Origin of the sequence: Aliidiomarina sp. (assembly GCF_022565475.1) — a bacterium.
In the GTDB taxonomy this organism is placed as follows: Bacteria; Pseudomonadota; Gammaproteobacteria; order Enterobacterales; family Alteromonadaceae; genus Aliidiomarina.
Genome location: NZ_JAIUMR010000006.1, coordinates 136,991 through 155,465, shown reverse-complemented (window position 1 = coordinate 155,465; position 18,475 = coordinate 136,991). Strand labels below are relative to the sequence as shown.

Genomic DNA, 18,475 nt, shown 5'->3' with positions numbered 1-18,475 from the left:
ACCTTGCAGGATTGCGGATAGACGTTCATGATTCAAAGTAATGAATGCGAACTAGTACAACAAACGAAATAGGATCATCTATGGCTACACAATATGACTTCGACAGTATCGTAATCGGCTCAGGCCCCGGTGGCGAGGGTGCTGCCATGATGCTCGCCAAGCGCGGTCAACGTGTGGCGATGTTCGAGGCTGAATCGCGGCTTGGTGGCGGCTGTACGCACTGGGGTACCATTCCATCGAAAGCGTTGCGCCATTCGGTCAGTCGTTTAGTTGAATACAATGCTAGCCCACTGTTTTCGCGCCAGCAGATGCCCCATAAACTAACTTTTTCGGAAATTCTCAATCATGCTGAATCGGTGATTCGCAAGCAGGTCAAACTGCGCAGTTCATTTTACGAACGCAATGACGTGACCGTGATTCACGGCGTCGCTAGCTTTATTGATTCGCATACCGTGCAAGTTTTGCATCCTGACGGCTCGGTCGACAAGCTAACCATGGGCAATGTCGTCATCGCCACCGGCTCCCGCCCCTATCACCCGCCTGGCGTTGACTTTTCACACCCGCGAATTTATGACTCAGACACGATCTTGTCGCTAAAACATGATCCGAAAAACATCATTATCTTTGGTGCTGGTGTCATTGGCTGTGAGTATGCCAGCATTTTCCGCGGGCTTGGTGTTAAAGTCGATCTCATTAATACCCGCAATCGTCTGCTGTCGTTTTTGGACTCAGAGTTCTCTGACGCCATAAGTTACCACTTACGCAATAGCGGTGTGGTCATTCGCCACCAAGAAGAAATGGCGCGTATTGAGGGGCGTGACGACGGCGTGATTCTTGAAACCGAATCGGGCAAGCGCATCTTTGCCGATTGCTTACTCTATGCAAACGGTCGTTCGGGTAACGTCGAAAAGTTAAATCTCGAAGCAGTAGGGCTGACGCCCAATTACCGCGGACAACTGGAAGTGGATGAAAACTATCGGACCGAAATTCCGCATATTTACGCCGTGGGCGATATTATCGGCTACCCAAGCCTCGCCAGTGCCGCCTACGACCAAGGTCGCTTTGCTGCAACTGCTCTGCTTGACGGTCGCTGTGACACTAAGCTTGTTTCTGACATTCCAACCGGCATCTACACCATTCCAGAAATTAGTTCCGTAGGTGCTACCGAAGAAGAGCTGACCGCGGCAAATGTCCCCTATGAAGTTGGACGAGCGCAATTCAAGCACCTCGCGCGAGCGCAAATTGCCGACAGTTTAGTCGGCAGTCTGAAAATACTCTTTCATCGTGAAAGCAAAGAAATTCTCGGCATTCATTGCTTTGGCGAGCGTGCCTCGGAGATTATTCATATCGGTCAAGCCATTATGGAACAGAGTGGGGAGGGAAATACCATTGAATATTTCATCAATACCACATTCAACTACCCCACTATGGCTGAGGCTTATCGTGTCGCTGCATTAAACGGCCTTAATCGATTGCCTCCGCATTCGGGTAACGCGGAAGTGTAACTCGAATTTTTAGCCCGCCACGGGGATCGTTGCGGGCTTCAACTCGGCCTCGATGCATCTGCGTAAATCGCTTCACAATTGCTAAACCAAGCCCCGTTCCTTCGTCATTCCGCGCCGTATTCCCGCGCGTAAATGGCGTAAACATGGCCTCCACTTGTTCATCAGCAATGCCGGCACCTTGGTCGCGGATACTAAACCAAATATGCTCTTCGTCGAGTGACAGCCCTGATTCAATTTCAATGGGTGGCTTGCCATAGCGCTTGGCGTTCATGACTAAATTGGTTAAAATGCGCTTGACTGCGACCGGTTGCAGTTCAACATCAGGCACCGGCTGCAGGTGCAAGCTAATTTCCTCGCGCGCTAAAAATTGCTCGGCGGCGACGACCTCTTCGATCAATTCATTCAAATTTACAAAACTAAACCCGACCCGCTCGCTCGCTCTGGCGAAATCGCTAAATTGGCTGAGAATACTATTTAAGTCATCAACGTCTTGAATAATCCCTTCGACTAATAAGTCATTCGGATCCATCATCTCAGCCGCTAAACGGATCCGCGTTAATGGCGTTCGCAGGTCATGAGAAATACCAGCAAGTAACAACGCACGGTCATCATCAATACGGTTTAAATTAGAAACCATGCGGTTAAACGCACGGGTCACTTTAACTAACTCCACGGTCCCTATTTCTGGCAGTGGATCGGGATTCGCACCTTGTACAATTTGTTCCGCGGCGAACTGTAATCGTTCAAGCGGGCGATTCAATGACCGAGCAAACCAAGCGGCGGCGAATACGCTCACCAAACCGATCACACCAAGTAACCAAATTAATGGCCAAAATTGAGCGTCATTCAATTCATCCATCGGCACGAGGAACCATTGTTCCTGACCATCAAAGTTCACCCATATCGAAACACCATCTTGGGTCGCCACACGAATTTCACTTGGTCGTCCGACTTCAGCTGTCACCATGCGCGATAGCCAATCATAATGTTGAGCACGAGCTAAACCGGCATCTTCTGCAGCAAGGCCATTAAAACTTCGCACTTGACTCAAGTCAGCCACATTCATGCGTACCAAAGGATCAGGATGAGCATCTAACCATTCCGCAACTTCGGTGTGGTTGGTCACTGAACGTACCAATTGCTGCACGCCAGGCTTAAGAACATAGGCAGAAAAAAGCAGATAAGTTAGGGTTAAATTTACCAATAGGACCGCAGCAATTAAACTAACTGTTCGAGCAAATGACGTTTTTGGTAGCCAACCTCGCATGTTCTAAGGGCTCTCTTTACCGTCAGGAACAAACACATAGCCAAGCCCCCAAACGGTTTGCAAATAACGTGGTTTAGAAGGCTCTGCTTCAATCATGCGGCGCAAACGCGACACCTGAACATCAATGCTGCGCTCCAATGCGCCATAGTCTCGGCCGCGCGCTAAATGCATCAGTTTGTCGCGTGAGAGAGGTTCTCGTGGGTGCGTCGTTAACGCTTTGAGTACGGCAAACTCGCCACTGGTCAAACTCAGGAGCTGCTTACCTTTGTGCAACTCCCGTGTCGAGGTGTTAAAGCGGAACTCACCGAAGCAAATATCGTCAGCTTCCGCTGTTGGGGCTCCCGGAGCTTCGCGCAACTGTCGTTTCAATACCGCTTTCACCCGCGCAAGCAATTCCCGCGGATTAAACGGCTTTGCGAGATAGTCGTCGGCTCCACTTTCAAGGCCAATAATCCGATCCATTTCACTGCCCTTAGCTGTTAGCATAATGATCGGCAGCTGATTGCCAGCAGCTCGCAGTCGCTGGCAAATACTGATGCCATCCTCATTAGGTAGCATGAGATCAAGCACCATCAAATTAAAGTTTTCACGCAAAAGCAATCGGTCCATCTGCGCTCCATCAGCGGCAACGCGAACAGCAAATCCCTGCTCGGTCAAATAACGTTCCAACAAGGTCCGAAGTCGGATATCGTCGTCGACGACTAAAATTCGCTCTTCTGGTTCGGCCATTCCCGTCCCCTTTTGGGTGATTTTTATTTTACTCTATTCACGGCATACATCGGTCGACAAACAGGTAAGTACAATGTTTACCTGTACACTAAGATTACGATTATAATCAGTTCCAATCAAAAAAGAATGCAGGACAACCGTGAAAACCAATTTGATTACTGCTGAAGGACTAGAACAGCTCCACAAGGAGCTTAATTACTTATGGCGCGAACACCGACCCGAAATCACCAAGAAAGTGACTTGGGCAGCGAGTCTTGGTGATCGCTCCGAGAATGCAGATTACAAAGAAAACAAGCGCTTACTAAGACAAATTGACAGTCGCGTGCGTTATCTTAGAAAACGCATCGAAGCACTAAAAGTCGTCGAGTACTCTCCGCAACAGGACGGGCGCGTCTTTTTTGGCGCGTGGGTCGATATCGAGGATATCGATGGACAACGCAAATCATTTCGAATCGTTGGCCCTGACGAAATTTATGGCCGTAACGATTACATCTCCATCGACTCACCGATGGCGCGCGCGCTCTTGAAAAAAATGGTGGATGACGAAGTCACCGTATCAACGCCAAGTGGACAAAAGACTTGGTATATCACTGCGATTTCTTACCAAAAGAACTCAACCTAAAGTGCAGTAAATAAAAAGTAGCCATTGGATTGTGAATCGCTCAATTAGCGGTTCCATTTTCCCAAAAAAAGGTTTATTTTACGATGCTTGTCCGACTTGCGTCGCAATTTGTCGCAACACGGATGCTTTTACCCGATTAGGCTGGAATAATATCCGGCAATTATGGTCAAACCATACGATTAGGAAAGATTCCAAGAGTCTGCTGAACAGACCGAAGTCCACTGAGGAATAACTGCAAATGCTTATATTAACTCGACGCGTCGGTGAAACACTGATCATTAACGACGACGTAAAGGTCACGGTCTTAGCCGTCAATGGCAATCAAGTTAAGATCGGTATCGATGCACCAAGCCATATTTCTGTTCATCGAGAAGAAATTTATCTGCGTATCGAAGCTGAAAAAGAAAAAAACAAGCTTTAACCAGCCACGAGCGTCTGCCGCGCGAAGTTTGAATCTTATGTTATTCTCTACAGTCGACCTTTGTATTGGTTCTCGTTCCTAAGCTCTCATGATACCATCCCATCTGTTTTAACTGACTAAAAGAGATGGGTATGACTGCTGGTTCTTCTTCGATTGCGGCGCACATTGCGGCCGAACTTCAATGTAGTGTGCAACAAGTTACAGCGACGATTACGCTGCTTGACGAAGGCTCCACTGTTCCATTTATCGCCCGCTATCGAAAAGAAGCAACGGGTGGATTGGACGATACCCAACTACGAACGTTAGCCAGTCGCTTGAGCTATTTGCGTGAGTTACATGAGCGTCGCGCGGTTATCCTCAAAAGCATTGCCGATCAAGACAAACTCACCGCTGAACTGCGTTCGGCGATTGAAACTTGTCAATCCAAAACTGAACTTGAAGATCTCTACTTACCTTACAAGCCGAAACGCCGCACCAAGGGCCAAATTGCATTGGAAGCGGGCATTGGCCCACTAGCCGAGAACTTGCGCACCGCATCCGCCGATCCGGAAACACTTGCCGCAGAGTTTATCAATGCCGACGCCGGTTTTGCCGATACAAAAGCCGTGCTAGAAGGCGCACGCTTCATTTTGATGGAGCAATTTTCCGAAGACGCCCAACTACTGAAGACGATTCGCCAACGGCTATGGCAAGACGCCGAAATGACCGCAACCGTAGCCCCAGGTAAAGAGCTGGAAGGGTCGAAATTTCGCGATTACTTCGATTACCATGAACGTTTGCGCAGCATTCCTTCGCATCGTGCACTTGCGCTCTTTCGAGGGCGTAACGAGGGCGTATTGCAAGTTCGCTTAAACGCCGATCCGAATACGGACGAAAGCGTTCGAGTCAGTGCTTACGAACCAGTCATCGCCGAGCATTTCAGCTTGGATACTGAGCAGGGTTTAGCGGGTGCTTGGCGCAAGCAAACCGTCCAGTGGACATGGCGGATCAAAATCTTACCGCGAATGGAAACCGACTTATTTGGTCAATTGCGCGATCAAGCCGAAGTTGCAGCGATACACGTCTTTGCCACCAACCTGAAAGATCTATTGATGGCGGCGCCAGCTGGGCAACGCACAACACTCGGCTTAGATCCGGGACTGCGTACTGGCGTGAAAGCCACGGTTGTCGACGGTACTGGCAAGCTCCTCGCGCAAAGTACAGTGTTTCCGCATGCACCGCAAAACCAATGGGACAAAGCGCTCAGAACCTTGGCGTCCTTGTGCAAACTGCATAAAGTAGAACTCGTGGCGATTGGTAATGGCACAGCTTCACGTGAAACCGACAAACTTGTGGCTGAACTAATGAAAGCGAATCCACAATTTAAACTGACCAAAGTTATGGTCAGTGAAGCCGGCGCCTCCGTTTATTCGGCGTCTGAATTGGCCGCACTTGAGTTTCCGGATCTTGATGTATCGTATCGCGGAGCGGTATCAATTGCGCGGCGCTTACAAGACCCACTTGCTGAACTCGTCAAAATTGAGCCAAAAGCGATCGGTGTGGGCCAATATCAGCACGACGTCAGTCAATCCTTGTTGGCACAAAGCCTCGACGCTGTCGTCGAAGACTGTGTAAACGCTGTCGGTGTCGACGTGAATACTGCCTCGGTTCCCCTACTCGCTCGAGTTGCCGGCCTAAATCGCAATTTAGCACTCAATATTGTCGCTTATCGCGAGCAAAACGGCGCGTTTGCTAGCCGGAAATCGCTGCTGAAAGTGCCGCGAATGGGGCCAAAGAGTTACGAGCAAGCTGCAGGTTTTTTGCGCATTATGGGCGGTCGTAACCCATTAGATGGATCTTCCGTGCACCCAGAAGCTTATCCCATTGCTGAACGCATTGCTGCGGCCAATGGCAAAGCGGTCGCTGACATCATCGGTGACAGCAGCTTCCTCAAGTCACTCAACGCACGAGACTACATCGACGACCATTTTGGTGTGCCGACCGTCAGCGATATTATTCGCGAACTTGAAAAGCCGGGTCGCGATCCACGTCCTGAGTTCAAAACCGCTGAGTTTAAAGAAGGCGTTGAAACCCTCGCGGATTTAAAAATAGGTATGACCTTGGAAGGTGTGGTCACTAACGTGACCAACTTCGGCGCATTTGTCGATATTGGCGTTCATCAAGACGGTTTAGTTCATATTTCGGCATTGGCAGATAAATTTGTCAGCGATGCTCATGATGTGGTCAAAGCGGGTGATGTCGTCAAGGTCAAAGTTATCGACGTGGATACTGAGCGCAAGCGAATTGCCCTGACCATGCGATTGCACGATCCGATCGACCAAGCTGCGGTGCCATCGTCAACGACCACTGGACGAAAGCCATCCACTGCGGCCAAATCCAAGCGGAGTGAATCTATACCAGCGAATAACGCCTTTGCCGAAGCCTTAGGCAACGCCTTCGCCAAAGCAAAACGTCGTTAACCGAGGAAGCTTAGAGAACCATGGATGCTATGCTACTCATCCTCGCTTACCTTGCGGTTGGCCTGAGTTTGAAACGTTTGCACTTGATGCCAGTGAATACTGGCCAAGTGCTTAATCAATATGTCATTAACGTCGCTGTACCGGCGATGATTTTGTTGCATCTACCCAAGCTCGAGCTCAATAGCGAAGTCTTGTTACCGGCACTGATGCCTTGGTTACTTTACCCATTAGCCATCGGCTTGATTTTAATCGCTGCTCGAATCATGAAGTGGTCGCGCGAACTGACGGGTGCCTTATTGATCGTCGTGCCCTTGGGCAACACATCATTTCTTGGCTTTCCCATGGTGGAAACCTTCTTTGGTAGTGAGGGCCTACCCTATGCGGTCATTTACGATCAGGTCGGTTCGTTTGTTGCGCTTGCGTTCATCGCCTCTACCTTTGCCGCCGTCTATGGCAATCTCAACGAAGGTTCGCATGCACCTAACGGTGGTTTCGCCATTGCTAAGAAGCTTCTGACGTTTCCGCCTGTTGTCGCCTTAGTGATCGCCCTTCTCTTTGGTCAAAGCGAATATCCGCGAGTGATTCAGCCCCTGATCAGCAATTTAGCTGCGACTTTAGTGCCGGTCGTTATGATTGCGGTCGGTTTCCAGTTACAGTTTCGCATCCCGCGCGAAGATCTGTTGCCATTTACCTTTGCCATGGTGATCAAATTGCTGGTCATGCCATTGGTGGCATTTGGCGTGGTTCGTACGTTAGATATGCAGAGTTTAGCGGCGCAAGTCACCGTGCTGGAAGCATCAATGCCCTTTATGATCAGTGCCGGCGCTATTGCGATTAGCGCCGGTTTGAAACCAAGGTTTGTTGCATCTTTGGTGGGTTATGGTGTTCTGTTCGGATTGCTCACTGTGCCCATCTGGGCTTGGGTATTACAAAGTTCTTCTTGAAACTTCTCGACCATGGTTTGCGAGCGCGGCGACTTTCGTTTCGCGCGCATCGCATCGCGTGCTTTAGTGATTTCACTCGCACGGGTACGACGGAGGTTTTTCGCAAGCCCAACACTACGTAGCGTCAGAATCAACCATTTCGTTGGATCAAAGTGGTACCAACGGACACCGTTACGGTAATCACCAGAAAAGATATGATGGAAGTTGTGATAGCCTTCACCGAAGGTTAATAACGCCAACCAGCCATTATCCCGCGCTGAGTTGCTCTCGGTGTAAGTACGCTTTCCCCAGACATGGGCCAAGGAGTTAATGAAAAAGGTCGTATGGTGTCCAAGCACCAAGCGAAATACACCCAAGACTAACAACGCACCACCCACTTGACCCAGCGCCAAGCCGATTGCCAAAGGTAAACCAATGTTCATAATTAAGACGAGCGCTAGGTAGTGCTTGTGCTGCCAACGAACGATAGGATCACGTTGTAAATCTTTTACATTGCGGTAGTCGTTGTAGCGATCTTCGTGATACTCACGCAACATCCAACCGATATGGGCAAACCAAAAACCGCGGGTTATGGAATAGGGGTCTTTATCTTCATGATCAACGTGTTTGTGATGCTCACGATGGTCAGAGGCCCAATGTAAAATACTGTTTTGCAATGCTAAGGCGCCGCCTAGAGCAAATAGAATTCGGACCGACCAATGTGCATCCCAGGCTTTATGCGACCACAAACGGTGATAGCCAGCGGTAATGGAAATACCGGCAAAGACAAACAAACCGATAAAAGCGAGCCATAATGGCCAAGTAAAACCTTGTGACCAAAGATACCAAGGTACACCAATAAGACTAACAAGGAGGGTTGAAGCAAAGAGTGTGGTATTGAGCCACAAAATTGGAGGTTTTTCTGTCATGTACATCTCTCAACGATTGAATCAACACGTGAAGCAAATTTAGGCTAACACGTGTACGCTGAATTTACCCTTTCTCACTGCAGAAAACAAGTCTACAAATTGAATTTAATGGCCGTCACTGATACATTCCCGAGTTACCCATTCGGTTTAGGAACCATGGTCATGGTAGGAATTCGCGCCAAACAGAAAGAAAAAACTCGGCGAGCACTGATCGACGCGGCACTCAATCAATTGAGCCCGCAAACCACCTTTTCGAGCCTAAGCCTGCGTGAAGTTGCCCGTGAAGCTGGAATAGCACCAACCTCCTTTTACCGGCACTTTCAGAATATGGACGAACTCGGTCTAACCTTGGTTGATGAAGGCGGTTTAACCCTACGTCAACTGTTGCGGCAAAGCCGCCAACGCCTTGCAAAAGGCGGCTCGGTCATTCGTATTTCGATTGAAATTTTTATGGATTTCATCAGCAATAACAGCAGTGTATTCCGGTTGTTGCTGCAAGAACGCAGTGGTACTTCCAAGGAATTTCGCTTAGCAATCGCCCGTGAAATCGAGCACTTTAAGTCTGAACTTGCAGATTATTTGCACACCGAACGTCAATTACCCACCGACCTTGCCGAAATTCAGGCCGACGCCATGGTCCGTGTCGTGTTCAGCGCCGGTGCTGATGCGCTTGATCTGCCCCCCTCTGAACGACATCTACTTGCAGAGCAAACCATTCAACAGCTACGTATGATTGCACAGGGCGCAACCAGTATGCAGCAAGCCGCAAGTACGGATGCGACCTCGGCGTCAAACTGATACACTGATTTAGATTTATGAATTAACTAACAAACAACAAGGAGTAAGCCATGAGTCGATTACTTGGTTGGCTCAGCGTCATATTATTCGTCACGGTTCCCGTAACGGTTCCCGTCAGTCATGCGGAACAACGAGATATTACGCTTGAGGAAGTCATCACGACCCAACGCGTCGCACAAGCTGTTACAACAACCGATGGCTCGGTCACTGCATTTACCAAAGTACGTCCGCGGACACCGTATAAAGAAGATGACGGTGGCGCTTATACCGAACTATTTGTTCATAACGCCGCCGGCCAGATCGTCCCATTTATTACCGGTGACGTGCGGATTGGTCAAATCCGTTTTAGCCGTGATAACCAATATCTGTATTATTTATCGCAGCGCGGCGATGACAAACACACCAGCTTATACAAGATTCCTGTAAACGGTGGTGAATCAACTCGCGTGTACACCCACGAAACAGCAATCGGCAGCTTTGACTTTTGCACAACCGGCCGTCATATCACCTTTACCGCACGTGAAAAGGGTCCTGAAAAGGCCACCGAATTGGCGAAAAAGGGCTTTCGTGCGCAAGTCTATGAAGAGCAAAGCCTGAAAACGCAAATTTGGTTGCTCGACACTGAAGCAGAAGAGCTGAAAGCACGTGTTCTTGAACTGGACGAGCATGTTCATTCGGTGCAGTTCCGCCCACAACATGCACAGCTGTTGGCACGCGTGGCACCGACCACATTAGTCGATGACGATCTCATGTTGAGCAGTTACGTCATCTTCAATACCGACGGTGAAGAAGTTGTTCGCGTGCAAAGCGAAGGCAAGCTTGGCAGCGCCGCGTTTTCACCAGACGGCCAACGTCTCGCCATTATTGGTGCCGAAGACCAACATGATCCAGCGACCGGTCGACTGTATTCAGTTAATCTCGAAAATGGTGCATTGACCGATTTAGCGCCGGGCTTAATCGGCCAAGTCCAAGACATTATCTGGGCTGACAACGACCGTTTAATCTGGTTAGCCGATATTCATGTGGAAACCGAAGTTCGAGTGACTAATTTAGCCAGTGGCGAAACCTCGACCTTGATCGAACAAGGCCAAGCGATTTTCTCGCGTCTGAATAGCATCAGTGACAGTGGTAAACTCACGTTGGTGGGACACACCCCTGCTCATCCACCTGAAGTTTTCCACTTTAGCAATGGTGAAGTCTCGCGTGTAACTGACTCGAATCCTTGGTTAGCCGACGTTCGCCAACCGCGTCAGGAAGTCATTATCCATGAAGCGCGCGACGGTCTGACGCTGGAAGGCATTTTAGTTTACCCTCACGATTATCAAGAAGGTACGCCTGTTCCAGTCATCATGAATATCCATGGTGGTCCAGAAGCACACGTGCGCAATGGATGGAATGACCGCTATTCAAGCCCAACTTGGTATGCGGCGCAGCAAGGTTTTGCCACCTTCTTCCCGAACTACCGCGGTAGTACTGGACGTGGTGTTGAATTCTCGAAGCTAGGTCAAAATGACTATGCGGGTAAAGAATTTGACGACATCGTCGATGCGAAAGAGCATTTGGTGGCCATTGGACTAGCCGATCCAGATCGGGTTGGCATCACCGGCGGCTCATACGGTGGCTATGCGTCAGCATGGGGTGCGACCAAACAAACTGAGCATTTTGCTGCCAGTGTAATGTTCGTTGGGATCTCCAATAACCTTTCAAAATTTGGTACCACCGACATTCCTAACGAGATGCACTTGGTGCATGCACGGAGTTACCCATGGGACAAATGGCAGTGGTATTTAGAGCGCAGTCCAATTTACTGGGCTGAACAAGCACGAACTCCGATTCTGATCATGCACGGTGCTGAAGATACCCGTGTGCATCCGAGTCAATCGATGGAGCTTTACCGCTACTTGAAAGTTCACGGTAATGTCCCCGTGCGTTTGGTGCTTTACCCTGGCGAAGGTCACGGAAACACGCGTTCAGCGTCTCAACTGGATTATGCAATGCGCCTCATGCGCTGGATGAATCACTACTTGATAGAACAAGCAGAGGGCATTCCGGCACACGAACTTCCGCATGCAGAGCGTCTGTAATATTTAAATAGCAATCGACACTAGCCGCGGCAGGAAAATTGCCGCGGCTTTTTTATACCTGATCGGAAAGCGAAGCACGTACTTGAACAAAAAAGCTGACGTCAATTCTTACACTAGCTTGCGTTTGCCCTCGCTGGGGTGCGGAGCACGTTTCGTGTGCGCAACGCCACTGGTTTTAAACTAGACCTCACCGTTTTGTTCGGCAAGAAAGTTAAGTAGCTGGTCCAATGGCATCGGTCGCGCCAAATAAAAGCCCTGCATAAACTCGACACCGGCTTCGCGAATAAATTGCGCTTGCGCTTTGGTCTCAACACCTTCGGCAATAATGCTTAATTTGAGTTGCTTGGCCATATCAATAATGCTGCGCGTGATCGCAGCGTCGTTCTCGTCTTCGGTCACATCTTTGATAAAGCTACGATCTATCTTTAAGCAGTCCACCGGCAGTGTTTTCAGATACGCCAAACTCGAAAAGCCAGTACCAAAGTCATCGAGTGAAACGCGGAAGTGTCGTGCGCGTAACTTTGACAGCTGTTCGATAGCCCGGCGGGTATCATCCATTAAGACACTCTCGGTTAATTCAAGGTGTAAAAGTCGCGCTGAGAAGCCGGTTAGATTTAAGGTGTGCGTCAATGACTCAATAAAGTTCGAGCGACTGAACTGTCGTGCTGACAAATTGATCGCCATTTCAATATCGCCAAACTCTTGCATTTTCAAGCCGTCAACACAGGCTTGGTGCAAAACCCAAGAACTAATCGGAATAATCTGGCCGGTGTCCTCAGCGAGCGGAATAAACGCGCTCGGCGGCACGAAACTTCCATCGTCCCGCTGCCAACGCAGCAACGCTTCAACACCGACGACTTTTGCATCCTGGCTGCGAATAATGGGTTGATAATAGAGTTTTAAGGCCCCCTTTTCGAGCACATGCTGCAACTGGTTGCGCAACGTCACAGACTCATAGAAGTGCTGGCTAATCTCACTCGAGTACATGTGATAATGATTACGTCCAAGGCGCTTAGCTTGATACATTGCCATGTCGGCATGTTGAATCATTTGCTTCGCATCGAGTGGACTTTGAATGGATGTGGTGACGCCGATGCTCGCAGTAATATACAAACGATATTGCTCGATATGGTAGGGTTGGGCAATGGTTGAGAGTAATTCGGCAACCACATCGGTTAATGGTGTTTCGACGCTGAGTTTCGGTACCAGTACAATAAACTCATCGCCTCCGAAACGACCAACGACACAATGTTGGTTCACTGCACGCTGGATCCGCGTTGCTGTCTCCTGCAATAAACGATCACCGATTGCAAGTCCCATACTGTCGTTTACGGGTTTAAAGCCATCCAGATCGATAAATAAGACACCAATCGTTTCGCCACTCTGTTCACTCGCTTGACACCAGTGTTGCAACTGATCTTCGATCACCGTTCGGTTGACCAAGCCAGTCAGTGAATCATGGGTTGCTTGAATCTTTAACCGTCGTCGCTGCGCGCGGAGAATTTGCCCCGTTTCGCTGCTAATCACCAAAAATACTGCAAGCAACAGACCGCCCATTAAAACCAGAACATACAAATTGGCTAAATTCACCAATGGTTGAAGGTCAATCAAATAACCCTCAAGCGGCATGTTTATACCGAATGGCATGCGCATGTTTCGAGCCACCGCATACAACGCCTGAGGTGTGCGTTCACGAGTGTCAATCACCTCGGTCGTTTCACCTGTGCTGCGCAGTAAATAGTAATCGTTAACCCGTACGTGGGTATGCAGCAGTGTGACTGCGTTTGAACCCGTCGGATTAACCAACTTGGCAAAATCAAATACAGCGATGACCGTCCCAAAAAGTTGGGTTCGCCGAGCACCCTCATCATTGTGCTCGGGTCGAAACACGGGCAATTTCACCATAATGACCGTCGAATAAGGTGCTTGATAGGATTGTATCGGCGCATGGAAGCTGGGTTGACGAGCACTAGTAACCAACCAACGCTGGACATCTGGCGTGTCGAGTAGTGGTGCAAATGCAATTTGTTCGGGCTTACGTTCTTCCCAGTCCAATTGGCCGTCTGCATCGAGAAAAAGGATCGACGAAAGGTGCGGTACATCATTCAAGTATGAAAGTACATCGACCTCCATAAGCAAAGGAAGCTCGTCCAGCCCGATGTTTTGCCAGCGCCGCGCAAGCCGTTGCATAAGTTGCACGTTTTGGTGCGTTACGAGTTCACGCAAGGCAACGGTTTGGACTAAATAGCGGTCAGCTTGTTGAGCCGTCCGTTGTACCTCTGAGACGGTTAACGCAAACCAAAAAGAGCAGACCGTGATCACGGATAACGCACCAACCCAAATTGCCCGAACACTCGGCTTTAGGCTACTCACGTCCCGAAGGTATGAGCCGATAAATAATGCCACGCCGAACATCGACAAATACAGTGCACTAATGGTCACGACAATCGGATGCTTGCCAAAGAGCTGGTAATTATCGCCGAACCAACACATGCCTAAATAGACTAAACCCGCCAAAGTACAGAGTACGCCGCAGGTACGCCATAACACGCGCCGTTTATTCGGTGAGATTCCGAATAGTAAACAAACGCCCATTACGATGAATAAAGACGAGATTGGCCAATAGACGGAAGCACTGACTAGCGAAAACGGAATTAACGCAGAGTCAGGAAAATACACACCTTTAATGACCGAGTAAGTTGAAGATAGAGTGACTAATGCAGAGAAGACAACACGCACTAAATGCATATCCCGGATGGCACCGAGCATTGCAAAACCTACCGCAAGGGAGACAACCGCAGCAGTGGTCGAAATAACTTCCAATAACGGCTGTGTTACTGGAAAAAATGTGTAATAAGTTAGGCCGAGTGCCCCGGTTACAATTGCCGCAAAAACAATGGTATAGAAGGCTGCAACCGCCGGTGTACTCGAATGAATTAGAGGCCGACGCAAAGTAATTTCCGATTGTTATAATTATGTTTCGAGTGTATGGGTTTTCGTTCTAGGGGTCAAAGAGAATTCATGACTGGACAGTAGAATTAGGTGATAACCCCCAAAAAAACTTCATAAAAAAAGCCAGCATAAGCTGGCTTTATTAAGCGATCGCTCAATTAAAGCTGAGGACCTGCGGCAACCAACGATTGCCCTTCTTCATTATCGGTAAATTTCTCGAAGTTGCTGATGAAGCGGCCGGCTAAATCTTTTGCCTTCGCGTCCCAGTCTTGAACGTTCGCGTAAGTGCGGCGCGGATCAAGAATACTGGAATCTTCTACACCTGGTAGCGCTGTTGGCACAGCCAAGTTAAAGTATGGCAATTGAATAAATTCGGCGTCTTCGATACTACCATCAAGGATTGCATCGATAATTGCACGTGTTGCTTTAATTGAAATGCGTTTGCCCGTGCCGTTCCACCCAGTGTTTACCAGATAAGCTTCAGCGCCCGAAGCTGCCATGCGTTTGGCTAATACTTCTGCATATTTCGTTGGGTGCAAGCTCAAGAACGCAGCACCGAAACAAGCTGAAAACGTTGGGGTTGGCTCGGTAATGCCGCGCTCAGTACCCGCTAGTTTTGCGGTAAAACCTGACAAGAAATGATACTTTGCTTGTTCCGTGGTTAATTTAGACACTGGCGGCAACACACCGAAGGCGTCTGCGGTTAAGAAAATAACTTTCTTCGCATGACCCGCTTTCGACACTGGCTTAACAATATTGTCGATATGGTAAATCGGGTAAGAAACACGAGTGTTCTCTGTTTTCGAACCGTCATCAAAGTCAACAGTTCCGTCGTCCAACACGGTGACGTTTTCTAATAATGCGTCACGGCGAATGGCGCGATAAATGTCGGGTTCTGCTTCTTCGCTGAGGTTAATGGTCTTCGCGTAACACCCGCCCTCAAAGTTGAACACACCGTCATCGTCCCAGCCATGCTCGTCGTCACCGATGAGCTGACGCTTCGGATCCGTGGACAAGGTTGTTTTGCCGGTGCCTGATAAACCAAAGAAGACAGCGACATCGCCCGCCTCGCCGACGTTAGCAGAACAGTGCATTGAAGCAATGCCTTGCAACGGCAGGAAGTAGTTCATCATTGAGAACATACCTTTCTTCATTTCTCCGCCGTACCAAGTACCGCCGATTAACTGCATGCGCTCAGTCAGGTTAAAGGCAACAAAGTTCTCAGAATTTAAACCGTGCTTTTCGAAGTTCGGATTCGTGCACTTCGCACCGTTCATCACCACGAAGTCAGGCTTAAAGGTTTTCAGCTCCTCGTCGCTCGGACGAATGAACATGTTCTTGACGAAATGTGCCTGCCACGCCACTTCTGTAATGAAACGCACCGCTAAACGCGTGTCTTCATTCGCTCCGCAATAGGTGTCGACCACAAACAGGCGCTTGCCAGAAAGCTGCTTTGTTACCAGCTGCTTTAAGTCAGTCCATACTTCTGGAGAAATTGGCTTGTTGTCGTTCTTGCCTTGATCAGACCACCAGACTGTATCGCGAGTGGTGTCATCGCGAACAATATATTTGTCTTTCGGTGAACGACCGGTAAAGATACCGGTATCGACGGCAACTGCACCAGTCTTTGTAACACGTCCTTGTTCATAACCTTCAAGATCGCTGCGTGTCTCTTCAGCAAATAATAAATCGTAAGAAGGGTTGTAGACAATTTCGGTGACGTCTGTAATGCCATAGTGGCTCAGATCCAGATCAGTCATGCGAAGGGCTCCTGCGGATACGAATGATAAATGGGTTTAAGTGTGTAATATGCGGGCAAAATCATAGCGTTTTTGACGCCAAAAAGATAGCGCAAATTACCGCCACTTCCTGACCTAGCCCCCTCTTCCCTTGAACTTCTGCCCGAGAGCCTGAACAATTTCAGGCGGTGTAAATTGACTCACGTCACCACCGTGCAATGCCACTTCTTTGACCAAAGTCGATGAAATAAATGAGTTTTCCTCTGACGGTGTGAGAAAAACACTTTCCAAATCTGGATTCAAACGGCGATTCATGTTGGCTAATTGAAACTCAAACTCAAAGTCTGACACCGCCCGTAAGCCGCGAATGAGAACGTGCGCCTTTTGTTCTCGAGCCAAGTCAGCAAGCAGGCCAGTAAAGCCTAATACACGAACATTATCTAAGCCCGCAGTGACTTGTTCAACCAACGCAACCCGCTCTTCCAACGTGAATAGCGGCTTCTTACTGGTATTGGCAGCCACGCCGACAATCACTTCAGAGAATAATTTGGCCGCTCGTTCAATCAAATCAAAGTGGCCGTTCGTAATCGGGTCAAACGTTCCTGGATATATTGCGCGTCGATACATAAGCTTTGCTAATCTATGAAAAGAACATGAATAGAATAGTAACGGATGGATGGGAATGCGTCCATTGGTCACAGTTTCGCGGTTAAATTTTATGGTCAGACCGGAATATTCGACAAAGGGTGCTGCAAATCGATACGCGAACACGTAAAATACGCGCCTACATGAGCTGCCAAAACTTCAGGAGATTGAAATGAAAGAAGCATTTTACCAACAGTTAAGCGACCAACTCGCTGAAGTCAAAGCGGAAGGATTATTCAAGAAGGAACGGGTAATCGTTTCTTCACAGTACTCTGAAATTGAAGTCAATGGCCAAAAAGTACTTAATTTTTGCGCCAACAACTATTTGGGCTTGGCGAATCATCCTGACCTCATTCAGGCCGCCAAAGATGGCCTCGACAGTCACGGCTTTGGTGTTGCGTCGGTGCGCTTCATTTGCGGCACGCAAGATATTCACAAAACACTTGAGACCAAACTCAGTGAGTTTTTAGGCACCGAAGATACAATTTTGTATTCATCCTGTTTCGACGCCAACGCGGGTTTATTCGAAACCATTCTCGGCCCAGAAGACGCAATTATTAGCGACGCGTTGAATCATGCCAGCATCATCGACGGCGTTCGTCTGTGCAAAGCTAAGCGCTACCGCTACGCGAACAACGACGTTGCTGACCTTGAGAAACAACTGCAGCAAGCGGTTGCTGACGGCGCTCGGCATATGCTGATCGCGACCGACGGGGTGTTCTCGATGGACGGTATCATCGCCAACTTACCAGGTATTTGTGATTTAGCTGAGAAATACGGCGCTATGGTGATGGTCGACGACTCGCATGCTGTTGGTTTTGTTGGCCAAAAAGGTCGTGGCACACACGAATATCATCAGGTCATGGATCGCGTCGATATCATTACCGGTACCCTTGGCAAAGCACTCGGTGGTGCTTCTGGCGGCTTTACCTCAGGCAAAAAGGAAGTGGTCGAGTGGCTACGTCAGCGCTCACGTCCTTACCTATTCTCAAATTCCTTGGCACCGTCGATTGTATCTGCATCCATTAAAGTCCTTGAGATGCTCAGCAACGGTGACGAATTGCGACAACGATTAATCGACAACAGCAATTACTTCCGCGAGCGCATGACAGCGGCTGGATTCAAGCTTGCTGGTGCCGACCACGCGATTATCCCAGTGATGCTCGGTGACGCCAAGTTAGCATCAGAGATGGCAGACCGCATGTTAGCTGAAGGTGTTTACGTGATCGGCTTCTCCTTCCCTGTGGTACCAAAAGGGCAAGCACGCATTCGGACACAAATGTCGGCGGCGCACACTCGCGAACAACTCGACAAAACAATCGACGCATTTATTCGTGTCGGTAAAGACTTGGGCGTCATTTAAGACGTCCGTTTCCATACTCGCATCAACCAAGTGAGTTTG

14 protein-coding genes are annotated in these 18,475 nt (G+C 48.9%); 8 read left to right on the top strand and 6 right to left on the bottom strand.

Annotated features, from left to right (window positions below; genetic code table 11):
• Positions 1–80: 80 nt before the first annotated feature.
• Positions 81–1,505, top strand: coding sequence for a Si-specific NAD(P)(+) transhydrogenase (gene sthA / locus LAT77_RS07220; protein WP_290563886.1), 1,425 nt, complete (start codon positions 81–83; stop codon positions 1,503–1,505).
• Here the strand turns inward: sthA and envZ are convergent.
• Positions 1,465–2,772: a two-component system sensor histidine kinase EnvZ gene (gene envZ / locus LAT77_RS07215; protein ID WP_290563885.1), complete on the bottom strand. Its 1,308-nt coding sequence runs from the start codon at positions 2,770–2,772 to the stop codon at positions 1,465–1,467. The genes sthA and envZ overlap by 41 nt on opposite strands.
• A gap of 3 nt (positions 2,773–2,775) precedes the next feature.
• Complete coding sequence (gene ompR, locus LAT77_RS07210; RefSeq protein WP_290563884.1) at positions 2,776–3,501, bottom strand: two-component system response regulator OmpR; 726 nt, start codon at positions 3,499–3,501, stop codon at positions 2,776–2,778.
• Between the two features lie 139 nt (positions 3,502–3,640).
• Here ompR and greB point away from each other — a divergent pair, with 139 nt between their 5' ends.
• The 4 genes from greB (at position 3,641) to LAT77_RS07190 (ending at position 7,947) form a co-directional block, all read left to right on the top strand.
• Positions 3,641–4,123 (top strand): transcription elongation factor GreB, encoded by a 483-nt coding sequence (gene greB, locus LAT77_RS07205; protein ID WP_290563883.1) that lies wholly within the window; start codon positions 3,641–3,643, stop codon positions 4,121–4,123.
• Between the two features lie 238 nt (positions 4,124–4,361).
• Positions 4,362–4,544, top strand: a complete 183-nt coding sequence (gene csrA / locus LAT77_RS07200) for a carbon storage regulator CsrA (RefSeq protein WP_290563882.1) — start codon at positions 4,362–4,364, stop codon at positions 4,542–4,544.
• A gap of 131 nt (positions 4,545–4,675) precedes the next feature.
• Positions 4,676–7,003: a Tex family protein gene (locus tag LAT77_RS07195; RefSeq protein WP_290563881.1), complete on the top strand. Its 2,328-nt coding sequence runs from the start codon at positions 4,676–4,678 to the stop codon at positions 7,001–7,003.
• Between the two features lie 20 nt (positions 7,004–7,023).
• Complete coding sequence (locus LAT77_RS07190) at positions 7,024–7,947, top strand: AEC family transporter (RefSeq protein WP_290563880.1); 924 nt, start codon at positions 7,024–7,026, stop codon at positions 7,945–7,947.
• Here the strand turns inward: LAT77_RS07190 and LAT77_RS07185 are convergent.
• Entirely contained in the window at positions 7,881–8,855 is a 975-nt protein-coding gene (locus LAT77_RS07185) for a fatty acid desaturase (protein WP_290563879.1), read from the bottom strand. The two genes, LAT77_RS07190 and LAT77_RS07185, sit on opposite strands and share 67 nt — an antisense overlap.
• Positions 8,856–9,017: 162 nt before the next feature.
• On the opposite strand from LAT77_RS07185, the gene fabR reads away from it, so the two are divergent.
• Both fabR and LAT77_RS07175 read left to right on the top strand, forming a co-directional pair.
• Positions 9,018–9,653, top strand: coding sequence for an HTH-type transcriptional repressor FabR (fabR, locus tag LAT77_RS07180; protein WP_290563910.1), 636 nt, complete (start codon positions 9,018–9,020; stop codon positions 9,651–9,653).
• 50 nt (positions 9,654–9,703) lie between these two features.
• Complete coding sequence (locus LAT77_RS07175; protein ID WP_290563878.1) at positions 9,704–11,737, top strand: S9 family peptidase; 2,034 nt, start codon at positions 9,704–9,706, stop codon at positions 11,735–11,737.
• Positions 11,738–11,917: 180 nt separating this feature from the next.
• On the opposite strand, the gene LAT77_RS07170 is transcribed toward LAT77_RS07175, so the two are convergent.
• From LAT77_RS07170 to coaD, 3 genes are all read right to left on the bottom strand, one after another.
• Positions 11,918–14,689: an EAL domain-containing protein gene (locus LAT77_RS07170; RefSeq protein WP_290563877.1), complete on the bottom strand. Its 2,772-nt coding sequence runs from the start codon at positions 14,687–14,689 to the stop codon at positions 11,918–11,920.
• 158 nt (positions 14,690–14,847) lie between these two features.
• Positions 14,848–16,449, bottom strand: a complete 1,602-nt coding sequence (pckA, locus tag LAT77_RS07165; protein ID WP_290563876.1) for a phosphoenolpyruvate carboxykinase (ATP) — start codon at positions 16,447–16,449, stop codon at positions 14,848–14,850.
• A 114-nt stretch (positions 16,450–16,563) separates the two neighbouring features.
• The gene (coaD, locus tag LAT77_RS07160) at positions 16,564–17,055 is read right to left on the bottom strand and encodes a pantetheine-phosphate adenylyltransferase (protein ID WP_290563875.1); all 492 of its coding nucleotides are present in this window, start codon (positions 17,053–17,055) and stop codon (positions 16,564–16,566) included.
• A gap of 190 nt (positions 17,056–17,245) precedes the next feature.
• Here coaD and LAT77_RS07155 point away from each other — a divergent pair, with 190 nt between their 5' ends.
• Positions 17,246–18,436: a glycine C-acetyltransferase gene (locus tag LAT77_RS07155; protein WP_290563874.1), complete on the top strand. Its 1,191-nt coding sequence runs from the start codon at positions 17,246–17,248 to the stop codon at positions 18,434–18,436.
• Positions 18,437–18,475: the final 39 nt, after the last annotated feature.